The organism is Mycobacterium sp. ABE4_509 (assembly GCF_056160785.1).
In genome coordinates, this window is record NZ_JBSWXU010000106.1 from 1 (window position 1) to 19,826 (window position 19,826).

Here is a 19,826-nt window from a genome sequence, read left to right on the forward strand (position 1 = left end):
CCGTCGAGGAGCCCGCCCCGGTGGAGAGCGACGCCGCCGCCGCGGTGCGCACCGCGGTGCGCACCGACCGGGCGCTGGCCATCGAGTACTACTCCGCCTCCCACGACACACTGTCGAGCCGGGAGGTCGATCCGATCCGCGTCGTACTCGTCGGCGACCACAGCTACCTCGAAGCCTGGTGCCGCTCGGCCGAAGGGGTGCGGCTGTTCCGTTTCGACCGGATCGTCGACGCCCGGGTGCTCGACGAGCCGACCGCGCCGCCCCCGCCGGCGGTCCAGGCCGGCCCCGACACCTCGCTGTTCGACCCGGACACCGCCGACCCGTCGCTGCCGACCGCGACGCTGCGGGTCGCCCGGTCGGCGTCGTGGATGTTCGACTACTACCCGCTCCGGGTGCTGCGCGAGTACCCCGACGGCTCCTGTGAGGCCGCCATGACCTACGCCTCGGACCACTGGATGGCGCGGTTCGTCCTGGGGTTCGGGTCGGCGGTGCGGGTGCTCGACCCGCCGCAGCTGGCCGAGCGGGTGCGTGAGGCGGCCGCTGCAGCTCTCGACGCCTATCGGGTCGGCGGGGAACCGTCGAACGAGTAGACTCGGCTCAGACGTCTGGAGGTAACCAAATTGGGTGGTTTGCAACCCTGGCACTGGGTCATCGTCATCGCCGTGTTCGTGTTGCTGTTCGGTGCCAAGAAGCTCCCGGACGCGGCACGTTCGCTGGGTAAGTCGATGCGCATCTTCAAGTCCGAGATCAAGGAGATGCAGTCCGACTCCAATTCGGGCAAGTCGGACCAGCCGACGCAGATCACGTCTGAGCGGGTCGCCGACCCCGGCGATGTCTCGGGCAGTGCCGCCACGCAGCCGGCCGAGCCGTCGTCAGACAATCGCTCGGCTTGACGGGTCGACCCTCACCCCGCGGTCTCGGTGTCCGCGGGGTGAGTTTGCGCCTTCCCCCGCAGCGCTAGGCAGCCGTGCAGATACCTGGACTCTTCAAGAAATTCGACCCGCGCCGGCGCCGTTCGCGGGTCAACCCCGACGGCACGATGTCGTTGGTCGAGCATCTCACCGAACTCCGCGGCCGATTGCTGATCTCGGTGCTGGCCGTCCTCGTGACGACGATTCTGGGTTTCCTCTGGTACACCCACGGGGTCTTCGGTCTGCCGAGCCTCGGTGACTGGCTGCGCGGCCCGTACTGCGAGCTGCCGGCCTCGTCCCGCGCGTCCATCACCGACGACGGCTCCTGCCGGCTGTTGGCCACCTCGCCGTTCGACCAGTTCATGCTCCGGTTGAAGGTCGGTCTGACCGCCGGAATCGTGATGGCCTGCCCGGTGTGGCTGTACCAGCTGTGGGCGTTCATCACCCCGGGGTTGTACGCCAAGGAGCGGCGCTTCGCGGTCGCGTTCGTCACGATCGGTGCGGGGCTGTTCATCGCCGGCGCGGTGCTGGCCTACGCGGTGCTGGCCACCGCGCTCGGCTTCCTGCTGACCATCGGCAGCGACGTCCAGGTGACCGCTCTGTCCGGTGACCAGTACTTCGGATTCCTGATCAATCTGCTGCTGGTGTTCGGTTTCAGTTTCGAGTTCCCGCTGCTGATCATCATGCTCAACCTGGTCGGCGTGCTCACCTACGAGCGGTTGAAGGCCTGGCGCCGCGGCCTGATCATGGGCCTGTTCGTCTTCGCCGCCTTCTTCACCCCCGGCTCGGACCCGTTCTCGATGCTGGCCCTGGCCCTGGCGCTGACGCTGCTGCTGGAGGTGGCGATCCAGGCGGCCCGGTTCAGCGACAGACGCAAGGCCCGCCGCGCGGCCATGGAGTCGGTCCCCGACGACGAGGCCGCGCCGATCGGTACGGCCGAGACGATCGAGAAGCCGTCGGCGGTGCCCGGGGCGTCGCGACTCGGGGTCGATGACTTCGATGATCAAGCCACCTGACCCCCCGGTGCTCGGTGACATCACCGATTTCACCTCGCAGTTGCCGTTCGCGCTGGACCCCTTCCAGCGCCGCGCCTGCGAGGCGCTGGCCAACGGCCACGGCGTGCTGGTGTGCGCACCCACCGGTGCGGGCAAGACGGTCGTCGGTGAGTTCGCGGTGCATCTGGCGCTGGCCGCGGGCCGCAAGTGTTTCTACACCACCCCGATCAAGGCGCTGAGCAACCAGAAGCACAACGACCTGGTCCGCCGCTACGGCGCGCAGCGGATCGGCCTGCTCACCGGCGACCAGGCCATCAACGGCGACGCTGACATCGTGGTGATGACCACCGAAGTGCTGCGCAACATGCTCTACGCCGATTCGCCTGCCCTGCAAGGCCTTTCCCATGTTGTGATGGACGAGGTGCACTTCCTGGCCGACCGGATGCGCGGGGCGGTGTGGGAGGAGGTGATCCTGCACCTGCCCGAGGACGTGCGGCTGGTGAGCCTGTCGGCGACGGTGAGCAACGCCGAGGAGTTCGGCGGCTGGATCCAGACCGTGCGCGGCGACACCACGGTCGTCGTCGACGAGCACCGTCCGGTGCCGTTGTGGCAGCACGTGATGGTCGGGCGGCGGCTGCTGGACCTGTTCGACAACCGGGCCGGCGGGCCCGGCTCGGGCCGCAGCGGAGGGGACCTGCTGGTCGATCCCGAATTGCTGCGCCACATCGCCCACCGTCGCGAGGCCGACCGGCTGGCCGACTGGCAACCCCGGGGCAGGGGGCGCGGCGGACGGCCCGGGCTGTACCGGACACCGGGGCGCCCCGACGTGATCGGGGTGCTCGACCAGGCCGGCCTGCTGCCCGCGATCACGTTCATCTTCTCCCGCGTCGGGTGCGACGCCGCGGTCAAACAATGTCTGCGTTCCTCGCTGCGGTTGACCAGCGACGCCGAGCGGGCCCGCATCGCCGAGATCGTCGACCGGCGCACCGCCGACCTCAACGACGCCGACCTGGTCGTGCTCGACTTCCACCAGTGGCGCGAGGGTCTGTTGCGCGGCCTGGCCGCCCACCACGCCGGGATGCTGCCGACATTCCGGCACACGGTCGAAGAGCTGTTCACCGCAGGCCTGGTCAAGGCGGTGTTCGCCACCGAGACCCTGGCGCTGGGGATCAACATGCCGGCCCGCACCGTGGTGCTCGAACGGCTGGTGAAATTCAACGGCGAGCAGCACCTGCCGCTGACCCCGGGGGAGTACACACAGCTCACCGGGCGCGCCGGCCGTCGCGGAATCGACGTCGAGGGCCACGCCGTCGTGCTGTGGAACCCCAACGACAGCACCGCCGATCCGGCCGAGGTCGCCGGGCTCGCCTCCACCCGGACATTCCCGTTGCACAGCTCGTTTGCGCCGACCTACAACATGACGATCAACCTGGTGAACCAGATGGGACCCGAGCAGGCCCACGTGCTGTTGGAGCGGTCCTTTGCGCAGTACCAGGCCGACCGGTCGGTGGTCTCGGTGGTGCGTGCGGTGCAGCGGGGTGAACGGATGCTCGCCGAGTTGGGCTCCGAGCTGGGCGGCGCCGACTCCCCGATCCTGGACTATGCGCGGTTGCGGGCCCAGATCTCCGCGCGCGAGCGAGCCCAGTCACGGGCGTCGCGGCTGCAGCGCCGCCAGGCCGCCAACGATGCGCTGACCGCGCTGCGGCGCGGGGACATCATCTCGATCACCCACGGGCGGCGAACCGGGCTGGCGGTGGTGCTCGAACCCGCCCGCGTAGGTGACGACCCACGTCCGCTGGTGCTCACCGAGCACCGCTGGGCGGGCCGGATCTCGTCGGCGGACTACGCCGGCAACGGCCGGCTGGGGGCGATGACGCTGCCCAAACGGGTCGAGCACCGCAATCCCAGGGCCCGCCGCGATCTGGCTTCGGCGCTGCGGTCGGCCGCATCGGGCCTGGACGTGCCGTCCGCGCGGGGACGCCGCAGCGGCCCCGCGGCCGAACCCGACATCGATCCCGAACTGGCCGCGCTGCGGTCGCGGATGCGGGCCCACCGCGTCCACGCGATGCCCGACCGCGAGGACAAGGCCCGCGACGCGGAGCGCTATCTGCGCATCGAACGCGACAACGAACAGTTGCGCGCCAAGATCGCGGCGGCGACGAACTCGCTGGCCAACACCTTCGACCGGATCGTGGTCCTGCTCACCGAGCGTGGTTACATCGTCGAAAGCGGCGACGAGCCGCACGGTGGCGCCGAGCAGCCCGACGCCCCGGTGGTGACCGACGACGGCCGACTGCTGGCCCGGATCTACAGCGAGAGCGACCTGCTGGTCGCCGAGTGCCTGCGTGCCGGGATCTGGGAGGGACTGGACGCCGCCGAGCTGGCGGCTGCGCTGTCCGCGGTGCTTTACGAGTCCCGCCGGGACGCGCACCCGGCGCCCGACGGTTCGGACATTCCCACCGGCCGGCTGCGCCGGGCCCTCAACCAGACCAGACGGCTGTGGAGTGAACTGCGCACCGACGAGCAGCGGCACCGGCTGCCCCAGAGCCGTGAACCCGACGACGGTTTCGTCGCGGCCGTGCACCGCTGGGCCAGCACCGGTGACCTCGCCTCGGCGCTCGCCGCATCCGACACGGCGGGGGTGGGGGCGTCGATGCCCGCCGGTGATTTCGTGAGATGGTGTCGCCAGGTGCTCGACCTCGCCGACCAGGTCCGCAACGCGGCCCCGTCGCCGGCGCTGCGGGCCACCGCGAAACGCGCGATCGACGACGTCAGGCGCGGCGTCGTTGCTGTTGATGCCGGGTAGTGTGTGAGGCCGGCAAGCCGTACCGACAGCACACCGCCGGGACGACCGAGGAGAGACATGAGCGGACCGCAGGGACCTGACCCGACGCAGCCGTGGCCGGGGCAGCAGCCCGAGCAGGGCGCGGATCAGCCCACCAGTGAGGCACCGAGCAACCAGGGCTGGCAGCCGCCGAGCGGGTCGGAGCAGGTGCCTGGTGCTGATCAGCAGTCCTGGCAGCCGCCGGCCTACACGCCGCAGCAGTATTCGCCCTACCAGCAGCAGCCGCCGGCCTATCCGCCGCAGCAATACCCCGGCGCCGAGCAGTACGGTCAGCAGCAGCCCGAGTACAGCCCCGCCGGCTATCCGCCGCCGGGGCAGTACGGCCAGCCGGGCTACGGTCAGCCCTACGGCCAGCCGCCCGGATACGGGCAGCAGCCCGGCCAGTACGGGCAGCCGGGCCAGTTCGGGCAGCAGCCCGGCCAGTACGGCCAGTATCCCGGGGGCTACCCGGCGCCCGGCTCGGAAGACGGTTCGAAGCGTTCGCTGGCGGTCATCGGCGGTGTGGTCGGCGTTTTCGTCGCGATCGTCGTCGCGGTGGTGCTGGTCCTCGGCTTCTGGAAGCCCGGTTTCTTCGTCACCACCAAGTTGGACGTCGACTCCGCGCAGGCCGGCGTGCAGCAGATCCTGACCGACGAGACCAACGGCTACGGAGCCCAGAACGTCAACGACGTGACCTGCAACGACGGCGTCAGCCCGACGGTGCGCCGCGGCGACAGCTTCACCTGTGAGGTCAGTATCGACGGCACCAAGCGACAGGTGACGGTCACTTTCCAGGACGACGAGGGCACCTACGAGGTAGGCCGGCCCCGGTAGTCGGCTCCGGTAGTCGGCCCCGCTGCCCGGCTCAGCCGGGAAGCGAGTCCAGCGCACTCTGCAGTCGTCCGACCGAGGACGACACGCCGAAGCGTTCGGCGAGTTCGGCGACTTCTGCCGGCCGTCGCGCCGCCAGCGGCAGCACGTCGGAATCGGTGGACAACGTGACCTCGGCGTCGGTGGCGACCCGTACCACCGGACCCGCGCTGTCGATGTAGTCGGCGGCGCCCAGCAGCTTGCTCCGGTGGGACTTGGACAGCGTGGAGGCCGGATCGTGGGCGGCGGCCATGATCGCCGCCAGCGATCCGTGCTGCGCCAACAGGGTGGCCGCGGTCTTCTCGCCGATGCCGGGCACGCCCGGCAGTCCGTCGGAGGGGTCGCCGCGCAGCAGCGCCAGCTCGGCGTAGGCGGGCCCGGCCCGATCGACCGGCACACCGTAGTTCTCGGCGACCTGCTCGGGCCCGTAGGTCGTCGCCTTGGCCAGGCCCCGGCCCAGGTAGAGCACTCGCACCGGTACCGGCTCGTCGCGGACCACCTGCAGCAGGTCGCGGTCCCCGCTGACCACCACCACCGGGTCCGAGCACTCCCGTTCGGCCAGCGTGCCGAGCACGTCGTCGGCTTCGCAGTCGGGCGCTCCGGCGGTGGCGATCCCGAACGCGTCGAGGATCGCGAAGATCATGTCGACCTGCGGGGTCAACTCGTCGGGGACTTCCTCGACATCGGTTTCGCCGTCAGGGTTCTCCTCCGCGACGCGATGCGTCTTGTACGACGGGACCAGATCGACGCGCCACTGCGGGCGCCAGTCGTCGTCGCGGCAGACCACCAGCCGGTGCGGGCGCTCGCGGCTGACCAGCGTCGCGACCGCATCGAGGAAGCCGCGCAGCGCGTTGACCGGTCTGCCGTCGGGCGCGGTGATCGAGGACGGCACGCCGAAGAAGGAGCGAAACCACATGCTGGCGCCGTCGAGCAGCAGCAGGGGGCGGTCGGTCGGTGTCATGCCTGTCATCCTGCCGGGCGCGGAGCCATGGTCGAGTTCGGCGCGCTCCAGTCGGTCGAGACGAACCGGTGGGCGATCAGCCACTCGCCGGCGTAGGGGACGAATTCGTCGCGGTAGCGGCCGTGGTGGTCGAGCCCTATCTCGGTGAACACGGTGAAGTACGACGACACCAGGGCCCGGCGCGGGCTCACGTCGCCGAATCGGATGTTGGCCAGGTTGTGCCGCACGATGCGCCGGGTGCCTTCGGCCGGGGAGGGCTGGTCGGCCACCGCGCGCAGGGCGCCGACGATCGCGGCGCGCCCGTGCAGCGGCTGTTGCCCGCGGATCTCTAGCACTCCGTCGGTGCAGAAGGCCGCCGCCAGCTCGTCGATGCGCCCGCTGTCGCCGCTCCAGGTGTAGCGGGCCAGGGTGTCGCGGATCAGTTCTCGTGCCTCGAGCTCCCAGTGTTGCACCCCGTGATGGTAAGCAGGGCCGCCGTTAGGCTTGCGAGATGAGTTCGACTCGAGGTGTGTCCAGGTTCGACGCCGGTGTCTATCGGGAGCGGCTGCGGGCCGCCGCGCAGGCCACCGCCGACGCCGGCTTGGCCGGGCTGGTCATCACCCCCGGCTACGACCTGCGCTATCTGGTCGGGTCGCGGGCGCAGACCTTCGAACGGCTCACCGCGCTGGTCGTCCCCGCCTCCGGGGAGCCGTCGCTGGTCGTGCCCCGGCTGGAGCTGGCCGCGCTGAAGGAGTCGGCGGTGGTCGAGCTCGGGTTGGCGGTGCGCGACTGGGTGGACGGCGACGACCCCTACGCGCTGGTGGCGACCGCGCTGGGAACGCCGCCACTGCAGGTGGCGGTGACCGATGCGATGCCGGCGCTGCACATGCTGCCGCTGGCCGCCACGCTCGGCGCGGTTCCGGTGCTGGCCACCGATGTGCTGCGTCGGCTGCGGATGCTGAAGGACCCCGCCGAGATCGACGCGCTGCGCAAGGCCGGTGAGGCGATCGACCGGGTGCACGCCCGGGTCCCGGAGTTCCTGCTGCCGGGGCGAACCGAAGCCGACGTCGCCGCCGACATCGCCGAAGCGATTGTCGCCGAGGGTCATTCGGAGGTCGCGTTCATCATCGTCGGGTCCGGTCCGCACGGCGCGGACCCGCACCACGAATGTTCGGACCGGGAGCTGGTCGCCGGTGACATCGTCGTGGTCGACATCGGCGGCCCCTACGAACCCGGCTACAACTCCGACTCGACCCGCACCTACAGCATCGGCGAACCCGACGCCGAGGTCGCACGCCGCTACGCGGTGCTGCAGCGGGCGCAGCGTGCCGCCGTCGACGCGGTGCGCCCGGGGGTGACCGCCGAACAGGTCGACGCCGCGGCACGCGACGTCCTCGCCGCGGAGGGGATGGGCGATGCCTTCGTACACCGCACCGGCCACGGCATCGGGCTCTCCGTGCACGAGGAGCCCTACATCGTCGCGGGCAACGATCTGGCGCTGCAGGAGGGGATGGCGTTCTCGGTGGAACCGGGGATCTACTTCCCGGGGCAGTGGGGCGCCCGGATCGAGGACATCGTCATCGTCACCGCCGACGGGGCGATGTCGGTGAACAACCGGCCGCACGACCTGGTGGTGGTGCCGGCGTCCTGAGTGGCGCTCAGTCGGTGCCGCGGTCGAGCAGGCTCGACGACCCCAGGACCCGCTCCACCCGGACCTCGATCACCACCCGCTTGGGGTTGGGCCGCGGGGTGCGGTAGCGCTGCGCGTAGCGCAGTTCGGCGTCGCGGACGGCGTCGGATTCGGTGTGCACGGTGGCCGAGCCCTCCAGCGACAACCAGCGGGCGCCGTCGACCTGACTGAGCACCGCCACGCCGCGCTGTTCGGCGTTGACCGCTTTCTGGGAGCCGCCGCTGGTGATGACGCGGGCGATGTGGGTCTTCGGGTCGAAGGTGAACCCCACCGCCACCACGTGCGGCGACTGGTCCGACCGCAGGGTGGTCAGCATCGCCAGGTGACGCTCGGTGAGAAACGCCAGCGCGTCGTTGGTGAGCCGTGTCGTTGCCTTCGCCATCGGGTCCACGCTAGCGCAGGCGATAATCGCTGCCATGAAGGACACGGCGGACGGGCACGGTTGTAGCGGCGAAGTTGTTGTGGTCTTCGGTGGCCGCAGCGAGATCGGCCTCGAGGTCGCCCGGCGGCTGGCGCCCGGCGCCACGGTGGTGCTGGCCGCGCGCCGCCCCGATGACCTGGCCGCCGAGCGCGGCCTGCTGGAACAGGCGGGTGCGGCGGCTGTGCACACGGTGGGTTTCGACGCCGACGACGTGGCGGCCCAGCCCGGGGTGGTCGATCAGATCGTCGCCGAGCACGGGCCGATCGGCACCGCGGTGCTGGCCTTCGGCATCCTTGGCGATCAGGCCCGCGCCGAGAAGGACGCCGCGCACGCCGCGGCCATCGCCCACACCGACTACGTGGCGCAGGTCAGTCTGCTCACGGTGCTGGCCGCCGTCATGCGTTCGGCGGGCTCCGGCCGGCTGATCGCGTTCTCGTCGATCGCCGGGGTGCGGGTCCGCCGCGCCAACTACGTGTACGGCTCGGCCAAGGCGGGCCTGGACGGGTTCTGCAGCGGGCTGGCCGATGCGCTGCGGGGCTCCGGTGTGCGGCTGCTGCTGGTGCGCCCCGGTTTCGTCGTGGGCCGGATGACCGAGGGCATGCAGGCGGCCCCGCTGTCGAGCACCCCGGCGCAGGTGGCCGACGCGACCGTGCGTGCGGTGCGCCGGGGGCGCGATGTGGTCTGGGTGCCCTCGTCGCTGGCGGTGCTGGCGTTCGCGTTCCGGATGATGCCGAGGTTCGTGTGGCGGAGGTTGCCGCGATGAGCGCTCGCGCCGCGACGAGCCCTCGGGCGAGGAGCCACTGATGAAGAGCAGAGGATGGCGATGATCGTCGTGGTGGGGATCGGTGCCGACGGCATGGCGGGGCTGGCGCCTGAGGCGCGGGCCGAATTGCGGCGCGCCACCGTGGTGTTCGGCTCGCCGCGACAACTCGACCTGCTCGACGACACCGTGACCGCGCAACGGCGGTCGTGGCCGTCCCCGATGCTGCCCGCGCTGCGCGCGCTGGCCGATCACACCGACTCCGACGTGCATGTGGTGGCCAGCGGCGATCCGCTGCTGCACGGGGTGGGCAGCTCGTTGATCCGGCTGCACGGACCGGATCGGGTGGCCGTGCTGCCGCATGTGTCGTCGGTGACGCTGGCCTGCTCGCGGGTGGGCTGGTCGGTCCAGGACACCGAGATCATCAGCCTGGTCACCGCCGACACCCACACGGCGGTGCGCCGCGGCGGACAGGCGGTCGTACTGTCCCGGGACGCGTCCACGCCGGCGGAACTGGCGCGCCTGCTCACCGACACCGGCCGGGGTGACTCGGAATTGACCGTGCTCGAACAGCTGGGCGGGGCAAAGGAGCTGCGGCGCTCGTCCACTGCGCGCGAGTGGGCGGCCCGTCCGCCCGGCGACGTCGACGCGCTGAACGTGATGGCGGTGCGCTATCTCCCCGACGAGCGCCGGTTCGGTGCGCTACCCGACGATGCATTCGCCCACGACGGCCAGATCACCAAGCAGATGATCCGGGCAGCCACCCTGGCGGCCCTGGCGCCGCGGCCCGCAGAGTTGCTCTGGGATGTCGGAGCGGGTTCGGGCAGCGTGGCCGTCGAGTGGTGCCTGAGCGGGCCCGGCTGCCGAGCCGTGGCCTTCGAGCGCGACGATGCACGCCGGTACCGGATCGCCGAGAACGCGGCGGCTTTCGGGGTGCCCGTCGACGTCGCCGCGGCCGCCCCGGATGCCTTCACCTGCGCCCCGACGCCCGACGTCGTCTTCCTCGGTGGCGGTGTCAGCCGACCGGGGCTGATCCAGGCGTGTTGGGAGCACCTGGCGCCCGGCGGGCGGCTGGTCGCCAACGCGGTTACCGCCGAGTCCGAAGCGGTTCTGGTGCAGCAGTATTCGCAGCTCGGTGGTGAGCTGCGCAGGTTCCAGCACTACCGGGGTGAACCGGTCGGGTCGTTCACCGGCTGGCGGCCGGCCATGCCCATCACCCAGTGGGCGGCGGTCAAGCCTGATACGACCTGACCAGTTCGACGGCTTCGAGTTCGCGGATCGCCCGGCAGCCCCGGTGCAGCATCGTCAGGATCATCTCGTCGCCGCGTTCGGTCGACGATGCGAACGCATACCCCAGCGTGGTCAGCAGCGGTGCCTGCAGGACGCCGAGGCGATAGTCCTGCCAACAGGTTTCGAGGCCGTAGTCGGGCACCCCGTAGCCGACGAGCGCGCGGTGGTACCGCTCGACCAGTGGCCGTTCGAGGCCGGCGCGATCGTCGGGCAGCAGGCTGGTGGCGGTGAAGTAGGCCAGGTCCCGGGTGGGTAGCCCCAATCCGATGGTCTGCCAGTCGACGACGGTGATCCGGGTGCGCTCCGGATCGAAGAGCATGTTGTCGAGGCGGTAGTCGCCGTGCATGAGTGCGAAGCGTTCCGGGACCGCCATCAGCCACTGCCCGACCATGCCCATCGAGGTGGTCAGGGTTTCGCGGTCCTCGTCGCTGACCCGCTCGCCCAGCTTGTCCAGGGTGATGTCGGCGGCCATCACGCAGATGTCGCCGAGCCCCTTGGCGGCCTCTGCGTCGCCGGGTTTGGGCATGACGATCGACGGCAGGTCGAACCAGCGGCGGTCACCCCAGCTGGGGCCGTGCAGCCCGGCGAGGGCCTCCACGGCCAGCTCGGCCTCCACCTGCGCGCAGCCGGCGATCTGATCGCCCTGGACGGCGGGCGCCATGTCGGCCATCAACAGCACGAAATCAGCCCCGTCGGAGGATATTTCGCTGTAGTAGCAGCCGGGTACCGGAATGGCGACGTTTTCGGTGATGCTGGAGTAGAAGTCCACCTCGGACACATAGCCGAGGGCGACCCGTTCGCGGACGGCGTCGTCGAGGGCGGGCAGCTTCACCGCGAACGTCGACGGCGCGTCGCGGGGGCCGTCGGGGTAGGTGGCGACGATGCGGTAGGTGGCGCCCGTCTGCCCGGTGCCGATGGCGGTCACGTCGACCGCGGACACCTCGGTGTCCAGTACCGAGGCCAACCACTGCGCGGTGATGTCCTCGGGTTTGCGTGGGATCGTCACATTCTCGCCTTTCGGTGTCATTCGCTCTCGCCGGTCAGCGTTCGCCGACATGCCCGTAGATGGTGCGTACCCAGATCGTTTCCGCGCCGTCGAGAAGCTGGGCGCGGGTGAGCCCGCCGCCGACCGTGCAGCGCTCCAGCAGCCGGTCGTTGAACTCGAGCAGCACGGCGGCCAGCACCTCGGTCGGGGGGCCGTCGGGAGCGCGACCGGCGTCGCGTTCGGTGGCGATCATCGCCGCCAGGGACGGGACGAACGAATCGCGCGCGTCGTCCCACATCTGGCGGATGGCCTTGCTGGTGGCCCTGGCGTCGAGCATCGCCTGCAACAGGTAGCGGTGCTGTTCGGCGGTGTCGACCAGCGCTTCGAGCATCGCCCGGATGCGCTGGCGCGGCGGTGCGGTGCTGGCGGTCAGGATGTCGCTGGCGATGAAGCCGTCGTCGTACATCGGCTCCAGCAGGGCGGCCACCGCGGCGGCCTTGTTCTCGAAGTAGAAGTAGAACGCCGAGCGGGTCACCCCGGCGCGGCGGGCGACATCGGCGATGTTGATGCCGTCGAAACCCGTCTCGCGCAGGTGGTGATCGAGTGATTCCAGGATCGCGCCGCGGCGAAGGTCGCTCTTCTGCGGTTGGCGCCGATCGGTCGGCGACCGGACCGGTAGTCCTCGCTGCACGCAGCGCCTTCCGTTCGAGGGCCTGTGACGCGCGACATTATCCCGCCGTTCTGACGACTGTCAACGATGGGCGACGACTGTCAATTGTGCGGGTAGCGGCGGGGTGTGAACACCCGGTCCGTACCGCCGTCGCCGGCGTACCACTGGGTCTGCGAAGAGCCGACGATCAGCAGGCACCGCATGTCGACGTCGGCGGGGTCGAGGTCGGCCAGTGCGACGACGCGCACCGACTCGCCTGCGCCGGACACGTCACGTCCGATGACGACCGGCGTTCCCGGATCGCGGTGTTCCAGGAGCAGGTCCCGCATTGCGCCCACTTGCCAGGTCCGCGTCTTGGAGGCGGGGTTGTAGATGGCCAGCACCATGTCGGCCCGCGCTGCGGCGGTCAGCCGGGCGGCGATGACGTCCCACGGTTTGAGGCGATCCGACAGCGAGATCACCGCGTAGTCGTGGCCCAGCGGGGCGCCCACCCGGCTGGCCACCGCCTGGGCGGCCGTCATCGCCGGGATCACCCGAACCTGGACTCCGGGCCACTGCTTGGCCTCTTCGACTACCGCGGTGGCCATCGCGAACACTCCCGGATCCCCCGAGGAGACCACCGCGACGGAGTGGCCCTGTTCGGCCAGCGAGCAGGCCAGCCGGGCCCGGGCCGGCTCGTCGGTGTTGTCGCTGGGGTGTCTGCGCTGACCGTCTCGCGCCCCGATGCGGTCCAGGTAGGGGCCGTAGCCGATCAGGTCGGTGGCCGCGGCCACTTCCCGGCGGGTCTGCGGCGTCGTCCAGTCCAGATCGCCGGGACCCAGGCCGACCACCGTCACGCTGCCCGCTGCCGCACTGCCCGCCGTCACGCTGCCCGCCGCCGGCGCGGCCTCGTGGCGGGCGCCGGCGATCATGGCCAGCGCGAAATAGGGCACCGAGGTGTCGTCGACGTCGGCGGCGGCCAGCACCCGCTCCCGGCCGGTGCTGGCCCGTTCCACATAGTGCGCCGCATCGAGTCGCCCGGACTCGGAAAGGGCTTTGCGCACAGCAGGATAGGAGCGTCCGAGCTTGAGGATCACCGCGGCGTCGGTGTCGCAGAGTCGTCGGCGCAGCTCCTCGGGGGGCAGCGTGCCCGGCAGGATGGTCAACACCTGGTCGCCCTGGACCAGCGGGGTGGACACCGCGGCCGAGGCCGCGCTGACCGAGGTCACGCCCGGCACGATCACCGCGTCGAAACGCTCGGTCAGGCGGGTGTGCATGTGCATGTAGGAGCTGTAGAACAGCGGATCGCCCTCGGCGAGCAGTGCGACGTCGCGGCCCGCGTCGAGGTGCGCGGCGATGCGTTCGGCGGCTTCGGCGTAGAAGTCCTCCATCGCCCCGGCGTATCCGCCGGGATGCTCGGAGGTCTCGGTGGTCACCGGGTACACCAGATGCTCTTCGATCTGCCCGCCGCGCAGGTACGGCTGGGCGATCGACCGCGCGATGCTGCGTCCGTGGCGAGCGCTGTGGTAGGCGACCACGTCGGCGGCCCCGATGACCCGGGCGGCTTTCACCGTCACCAACTCCGGGTCGCCAGGGCCGAGTCCGACGCCCCACAGCGTTCCCCGCTGCGTCCCTTGCTCTGCGGTCATTCGGCCTCGTTCGCGATCGCGTTGACTGCCGCTGCGGCCATCGCACTTCCGCCGCGCCGCCCCGTCACCATCAGATAGGAGATCCCCCGTGGGTTGTCGATCAGCTCCTGCTTGGACTGTGCGGAGCCGACGAAACCGACCGGGCCGCCGAGCACCGCCGCCGGTGCGGCAACTCCCTCGTCGACCAGCTCGAGCAGCCGGAACAGCGCGGTGGGCGCGTTGCCGATGGCCAGGACGGCGCCGGCCATCCGGTCGGCCCACAGGTCGACACCTGCTGCCGAGCGGGTGCTGCCCAGCCGGGCGGCCAGCTCCGGGGCGCGCTCGTCGGCGACCAGGGACACCACTTCGTTGTCGGCGGGCAGCCGCGAGCGGGTGATACCGGCGGCGACCATCGACGAGTCGCACAGGACGGGGGCACCGGCGGCCAGCGCGGCGTGGGTGCGGGCGACGACGTCGGGGGTGAAGGCCACCTGGTCGGCGACGTCGACCTGCCCGCAGGTGTGGATCAGCCGGACCACCACGCGGGCGACGTCGTCGGGGAAGCGGGCCAGGTCAGCCTCGGCCCGGATCGTCGCGAACGACTGCCGGTAGATCTCGGCGGCGTCGCGGATGTAGTCGAGCACCTGATCACCCTACGGGTGGGCTTCTCGCGGCCGGTAGCCGTCTCCGGTCGCGACCAGCACCTGACCGTCGGCGGGGCTGCCGCAGGCACGCTCACAGCCAACGAAGTGGCGATGCACGGCGGGGCCGGCGTCGGTGAGTGCCGCTGCGGCGTCGGCGCGCACATCGGCCAGCGAGCTGGCGCAGCCGGGGGAGCCCGTGCACGCCGACAGCGACAGCCACGGCGAGGTTTCGTCGAACACCAGGCCGAGCGGAGCCAGCACCCGAAGGGCGACGTCTGCGGTCTGCTCGTCGAGGTCGAACAGCAGCACCGACCGCCACGGCGTGACCGCCAGCGGCGCCCCCACGGCAGCCAGGTAGCGCGCCACCTCGGCGTCGAGGACGCCGAGCGGCACCGCGGCTGCCAGCGTCACCCGGCCGTCGGTCTGCTCGATCCAGCCCACCGGTGGGCGGGTGGTGGCAGGCCAGGACGCGCCGGCCGGCCCGGACGGTGTCAGCTCACCGAGCAGGACCCGCGGGTCGTCGAGTTCGGCGACCCGCCAGGCCTTGCCGCGGGCGTCCAGGAAGCGGTGGGCCAGCGCGAGCAGGACGTCGACGGCGTCGCGGGTGTCGACGCGCACCCCGGTGTCGGAGCCGGACAGCAGGACCGCCGCGGTGGCTTCGTCGATCGCGTGGACGCCGGCGTCGGCGGCCAGCCCCGAGACGTCGCCGCGGCCGTCGTCGATGCTGAACAGGAAGCGTCCGGGAAGCCCGACCAGGCGGGCGTCCCGCTGGAGGGCGGCGTCGAGCGTGGCGATGTCGGCGCGGATGTCGCGGACCCCGCCCCGGCGTCCGGACAGCGGCGAGGCGACGATGTTGCGGACCCGTTCGTGGTCGGCTGAGGGCAGCAGTCCCGCATCGTCGAGGCGTCGCGCAGCCGAGTCCGGATCGTGCAGGCCGCGGATCTGGATGTTGCCCCGGGAGGTCAGTTCCAGGCTCGGCGAGCCGAACTCGGCGGCGGTCAGCGCCAGCGCCTCGAGCTGGCCGGCGCTGATGAGCCCGCCGGGTAGCCGGATCCGGGCGAGCTGGCCGTCGGCAGCGGTGTGCGTCTGCAGTGCTCCGGGGCAGGCGTCTTCGTCTCGTGCCCGGGCCATCCGTTCACGCTACCGGGCTTCGGTGATGTGACCCCGGACACATGGTGGGCGCTGTCGTCTCGTCGGGCACAGTAGGGCGGTTTTCGGCGGTACCGGCGGTACCGTCTCCTCTGCTGAACCCGTGTTGAACAACGGGCCGAAGGAAAGGAACGCCGATGTTCTCAGCCCTCGTCTTCGCCGCGGTCATCGCGCTGCTGGCGGCTCTCATGGGAAGTCCCTACCGGCAGACGTGGTACGGCCGCTGGAACCCGCGCCGCTGAGCGGCCTCGCCGTCGGTTGGGGGTCCGGGTGCCTGCGCGAACCCGGCGCGCAGCGTGCGGTACGAATAGGTGGTGACCGTGCCCGCCGCCGCGCAAGCCCCGACCGTTCTGCTGCTGTCGACGTCCGACACGGACCTGATCGCCGCGCGCGCCAGCGGCGCCCACTACCGCTGGGCCAACCCCGCCCGCCTCATCGACGGTGAGCTCGAGGAGCTGCTCGCCGGCGCCGATGTCGCCGTAGTCCGGATCCTGGGCGGCTACCGGGCGTGGGAGGACGGCATCGACGTGGTGGCCGCCAGCGGGGTGCCCGCCGTGGTGGTCAGCGGTGAGCAGGCCGCCGACGCCGACCTGATGAATCACTCGACCGTTCCGGCCGGGGTGGCATTGCAGGCGCACGTCTACCTGGCCCAGGGCGGTGTGGCCAACCTGAAGAACCTGCACGCGTTCCTGTGCGACACGGTGCTGATGACCGGCTTCGGTTTCGCCGAGCCGCACAGCACACCGGCCTGGGGCGTGCTCGAACGCCCGGCCTCGCCCCAGGACGGGCCCACCGTGGCGGTGCTCTACTACCGGGCGCAGCACCTGGCCGGCAACACCGCCTACGTCGGGGCGCTGTGCGATGCGATCGAGCGGGCCGGCGGGAACCCGCTCCCGGTGTTCTGCGCGTCCCTGCGCACCGCCGACGCGGAGCTGATCGACCTGTTGGGGTCCGCCGACGCGATGATCACCACCGTGCTGGCCGCCGGCGGCGCCACCCCGGCCGCCGTCGCAGCGGGCGGCGCCGACGATTCGTGGAATGTGGCGCACCTCGCCGCGCTGGACGTGCCGATCCTGCAGGGGCTGTGCCTGACCAGCTCGCGGGCGCAGTGGGAGGGCAACGACGACGGCCTGTCGCCGCTCGACGTCGCCACCCAGGTGGCGGTGCCCGAATTCGACGGGCGCCTGATCACGGTTCCGTTCTCGTTCAAGGAGATCGACGACGAGGGGCTGATCTCCTATGTCGCCGATCCGGAGCGCTGCGCCCGGGTTGCCGGGCTGGCCGTGCGGCACGCGCGGCTGCGTTCGATTCCCCCGGCCGACAAGCGGGTGGCCGTCGTGTTCTCGGCCTACCCGACCAAGCACGCGCGCATCGGCAACGCGGTCGGGCTCGACACACCGGCCAGCGCGATCGCGTTGTTGCGGGCCATGCGCCAGTACGGCTACGCGGTGGGGGATGTTCCGGGCCCGGAGTCCGGCGACCTCGGCACGATCATCGCCTCCGGCGATGGTGACGCCCTGATGCACGCCCTCATCGAGCGTGGCGGTCAGGACGCCGAGTGGCTCACCGACGGTCAGCTGGCCGGCAACCCCATCCGGGTGTCGGCGCGCGACTACCGCGCCTGGTTCGCCACCCTGCCGGCCGACTTCGCCGACGCCGTCGTCGAACACTGGGGCCCGCCGCCCGGTGACCTGTTCGTCGACCGCAGCGCCGATCCCGACGGTGAGATCGTCATCGCCGCGATGCGCTCGGGCAACCTGGTGCTGATGGTGCAGCCGCCGCGCGGGTTCGGCGAGAACCCGGTGGCGATCTACCACGATCCCGACCTGCCGCCCAGCCACCACTATCTGGCCGCCTATCGCTGGCTGGCCGCCGACTTCGGCGACGACTCCTCGAGATCCTTCGGCGCCGACGCGATCGTGCACCTCGGCAAGCACGGCAATCTGGAGTGGCTGCCCGGCAAGACCCTGGGGATGTCGGCGTCGTGCGGGACGGATGCCGCCCTGGGCGACCTGCCGCTGATCTATCCGTTCCTGGTCAACGACCCCGGTGAAGGAACCCAGGCCAAGCGTCGCGCGCACGCCACCCTGGTCGACCACCTCATCCCGCCGATGGCCCGCGCCGAGACCTACGGCGACATCGCGCGCCTGGAGCAGCTCCTCGACGAGCACGCCAACATCTCGGCCCTGGACCCGGGCAAGCTACCGGCCATCCGGCAGCAGATCTGGACGCTGATGCGGGCGGCCAAGATGGATCACGACCTCGGGCTGGAAGACCGGCCGGACGAGGAGTCCTTCGACGACATGCTGTTGCACGTCGACGGCTGGCTGTGTGAGATCAAGGACGTCCAGATTCGCGACGGCCTGCACATCCTCGGCGAAAAGCCCACGGGGGATAGCGAACTCGATCTGGTGCTGGCAATTCTGCGGGCGCGCCAGCTGTTCGGCGGCGAGCAGACCGTGCCGGGTCTGAGGCAGGCGCTGGGGCTGCGCGAGGACGGCAAGGACGACCGCGCGGCGGTGGACGAGGCGGAGGCCCGGGCCCGTGAACTGGTCGCCGCGCTGCAAGCCAGCGGCTGGGACCCCGGCGCCGTGGACACCATCGCCGACGACCCCGACGTGGCGGCGATCCTGCGCTTCGCCGCGCAGGAGGTGGTGCCGCGCCTGGCCGGGACCGCCGGGGAGGTCGAGCAGGTGTTGCGCGCGCTGGACGGGCGGTTCATTCCCGCGGGCCCGTCCGGTTCGCCGCTGCGCGGGCTGGTCAACGTCCTGCCGACCGGCCGCAACTTCTACTCGGTGGACCCCAAGGCCGTTCCGTCCCGGCTGGCCTGGGAGACCGGTCAGGGGCTGGCGGATTCGCTGCTCGAGCGCTATCGCGACGAACACGGTCAGTGGCCGCAGTCGGTGGGGCTGTCGGTCTGGGGTACCTCGGCGATGCGCACCGCCGGCGACGACATCGCTGAAGTCCTTGCGCTGCTGGGTGTTCGGCCGGTCTGGGATGACGCCTCGCGCCGGGTGGTGGACCTGGAACCGATCGCGCTGGACGAACTCGGGCGCCCCCGCATCGACGTCACCGTGCGGATCTCCGGGTTCTTCCGCGACGCGTTCCCGCACGTGGTGTCGATGCTCGACGACGCCGTGAATGTGGTCGCAGGCCTGGACGAGCCGGCCGAGAACAACTTCGTGCGCGCGCACGCCCAGGCCGACCTCGCCGAGCATGGTGATCAAAGACGTTCCACCACAAGGATCTTCGGTTCGAAGCCGGGAACCTACGGGGCGGGTCTGTTGCAGCTGATCGACAGCCGAAACTGGCGTGACGATGCAGACCTGGCCGAGGTGTACACCGCGTGGGGCGGCTTCGCCTACGGCCGGGGCCTGGACGGCGCGCCGGCCACCGACGACATGAACCGGGCCTACCGGCGGATCGTGGTCGCGGCCAAGAACACCGACACCCGCGAGCACGACATCGCCGACTCCGACGACTACTTCCAGTATCACGGCGGGATGGTGGCCACGGTGCGGGCGCTGACCGGCAAGGCGCCTGCGGCCTACATCGGCGACAACACCCGGCCGGAGGCGGTGCGCACCCGGACGCTGTCCGAGGAGACCACCCGGGTGTTCCGGGCCCGGGTGGTCAACCCGCGGTGGATGTCGGCGATGCGCCGGCACGGCTACAAGGGCGCCTTCGAGATGGCGGCGACGGTGGACTACCTGTTCGGCTACGACGCCACCGCCGGGGTGATGGCGGACTGGATGTACGAGCAGCTGTCTGCGAGCTACGTGCTCGACGACGAGAACCGCAAGTTCATGTCCGAGTCCAACCCGTGGGCGCTGCACGGCATGGCCGAGCGACTGCTGGAGGCGGCCGGGCGTGGCATGTGGGCCAAGCCTGAGCGGGCCACGCTGGACGGGCTGCGTCAGGTGCTGCTCGAAACCGAAGGCGACCTCGAGGGCTGAACCGACTAAATGTCGGTGGTCCCGGGTAGCGTCGGTGCCATGTTCGAAAGTGTGTTCGATATCGATCCCGCGGCGGGGGAGGCCGAGTTGCGGGCAGTGGTCGAGCGCTGCGAA

General features: G+C 71.0%; 17 protein-coding genes. 9 read left to right on the forward strand and 8 right to left on the reverse strand.

Annotation, left to right across the window (positions count from 1 at the left end; all coding sequences use genetic code 11):
* The 5 genes from ACXAID_RS19875 to ACXAID_RS19895 form a co-directional block, all read left to right on the forward strand.
* A partial coding sequence (locus ACXAID_RS19875) for a helix-turn-helix transcriptional regulator (protein ID WP_475023928.1) occupies nt 1-590 on the forward strand: 590 nt, incomplete at its 5' end.
* Nucleotides 591-620: 30 nt separating this feature from the next.
* Nucleotides 621-893 (forward strand): Sec-independent protein translocase subunit TatA, encoded by a 273-nt coding sequence (gene tatA / locus ACXAID_RS19880; protein WP_475023929.1) that lies wholly within the window; start codon nt 621-623, stop codon nt 891-893.
* Nucleotides 894-967: 74 nt separating this feature from the next.
* Nucleotides 968-1,927, forward strand: coding sequence for a twin-arginine translocase subunit TatC (tatC, locus tag ACXAID_RS19885; protein WP_475023930.1), 960 nt, complete (start codon nt 968-970; stop codon nt 1,925-1,927).
* Nucleotides 1,911-4,712 carry a DEAD/DEAH box helicase gene (locus ACXAID_RS19890; RefSeq protein ID WP_475023931.1) on the forward strand — a complete coding sequence of 934 codons (2,802 nt, stop codon included), beginning with the start codon at nt 1,911-1,913 and terminating at the stop codon, nt 4,710-4,712. The genes tatC and ACXAID_RS19890 overlap by 17 nt, the downstream gene beginning before the upstream one ends.
* Nucleotides 4,713-4,769: 57 nt before the next feature.
* Nucleotides 4,770-5,564, forward strand: a complete 795-nt coding sequence (locus ACXAID_RS19895) for a DUF4333 domain-containing protein (protein ID WP_475023932.1) — start codon at nt 4,770-4,772, stop codon at nt 5,562-5,564.
* A 31-nt stretch (nt 5,565-5,595) separates the two neighbouring features.
* Here ACXAID_RS19895 and ACXAID_RS19900 read toward each other — a convergent pair whose 3' ends face one another.
* Complete coding sequence (locus tag ACXAID_RS19900; protein ID WP_475023933.1) at nt 5,596-6,570, reverse strand: 5'-3' exonuclease; 975 nt, start codon at nt 6,568-6,570, stop codon at nt 5,596-5,598.
* Entirely contained in the window at nt 6,567-7,013 is a 447-nt protein-coding gene (locus ACXAID_RS19905; protein WP_475023934.1) for a nuclear transport factor 2 family protein, read from the reverse strand. The genes ACXAID_RS19900 and ACXAID_RS19905 overlap by 4 nt, the downstream gene beginning before the upstream one ends.
* Before the next feature lie 38 nt (nt 7,014-7,051).
* On the opposite strand from ACXAID_RS19905, the gene ACXAID_RS19910 reads away from it, so the two are divergent.
* Complete coding sequence (locus ACXAID_RS19910) at nt 7,052-8,191, forward strand: M24 family metallopeptidase (RefSeq protein WP_475023935.1); 1,140 nt, start codon at nt 7,052-7,054, stop codon at nt 8,189-8,191.
* A gap of 7 nt (nt 8,192-8,198) precedes the next feature.
* Here ACXAID_RS19910 and ACXAID_RS19915 read toward each other — a convergent pair whose 3' ends face one another.
* Entirely contained in the window at nt 8,199-8,612 is a 414-nt protein-coding gene (locus ACXAID_RS19915; protein ID WP_475023936.1) for a F420-dependent biliverdin reductase, read from the reverse strand.
* Nucleotides 8,613-8,646: 34 nt separating this feature from the next.
* Between ACXAID_RS19915 and ACXAID_RS19920 the strand changes: the two genes are divergently transcribed.
* A complete protein-coding gene (locus ACXAID_RS19920; protein ID WP_475023937.1) occupies nt 8,647-9,414 on the forward strand; it encodes an SDR family NAD(P)-dependent oxidoreductase in 768 nt (255 codons plus the stop codon).
* Between the two features lie 60 nt (nt 9,415-9,474).
* A complete protein-coding gene (gene cbiE / locus ACXAID_RS19925) occupies nt 9,475-10,662 on the forward strand; it encodes a precorrin-6y C5,15-methyltransferase (decarboxylating) subunit CbiE (RefSeq protein ID WP_475023943.1) in 1,188 nt (395 codons plus the stop codon).
* On the opposite strand, the gene ACXAID_RS19930 is transcribed toward cbiE, so the two are convergent.
* From ACXAID_RS19930 to cobG, 5 genes are all read right to left on the reverse strand, one after another.
* Nucleotides 10,643-11,707, reverse strand: a complete 1,065-nt coding sequence (locus ACXAID_RS19930) for a phosphotransferase family protein (protein WP_475023938.1) — start codon at nt 11,705-11,707, stop codon at nt 10,643-10,645. The two genes, cbiE and ACXAID_RS19930, sit on opposite strands and share 20 nt — an antisense overlap.
* A gap of 34 nt (nt 11,708-11,741) precedes the next feature.
* The gene (locus tag ACXAID_RS19935; RefSeq protein WP_475023939.1) at nt 11,742-12,377 is read right to left on the reverse strand and encodes a TetR/AcrR family transcriptional regulator; all 636 of its coding nucleotides are present in this window, start codon (nt 12,375-12,377) and stop codon (nt 11,742-11,744) included.
* Nucleotides 12,378-12,457: 80 nt separating this feature from the next.
* A complete protein-coding gene (locus ACXAID_RS19940; RefSeq protein ID WP_475023940.1) occupies nt 12,458-13,984 on the reverse strand; it encodes a precorrin-2 C(20)-methyltransferase in 1,527 nt (508 codons plus the stop codon).
* Entirely contained in the window at nt 13,981-14,607 is a 627-nt protein-coding gene (locus ACXAID_RS19945) for a precorrin-8X methylmutase (RefSeq protein WP_475023941.1), read from the reverse strand. The genes ACXAID_RS19940 and ACXAID_RS19945 overlap by 4 nt, the downstream gene beginning before the upstream one ends.
* A 9-nt stretch (nt 14,608-14,616) precedes the next feature.
* Entirely contained in the window at nt 14,617-15,738 is a 1,122-nt protein-coding gene (cobG, locus tag ACXAID_RS19950) for a precorrin-3B synthase (RefSeq protein ID WP_475023942.1), read from the reverse strand.
* Nucleotides 15,739-16,076: 338 nt separating this feature from the next.
* Here cobG and cobN point away from each other — a divergent pair, with 338 nt between their 5' ends.
* Nucleotides 16,077-19,712: a cobaltochelatase subunit CobN gene (gene cobN / locus ACXAID_RS19955; protein WP_475023944.1), complete on the forward strand. Its 3,636-nt coding sequence runs from the start codon at nt 16,077-16,079 to the stop codon at nt 19,710-19,712.
* The last annotated feature ends 114 nt before the right edge of the window (nt 19,713-19,826 follow it).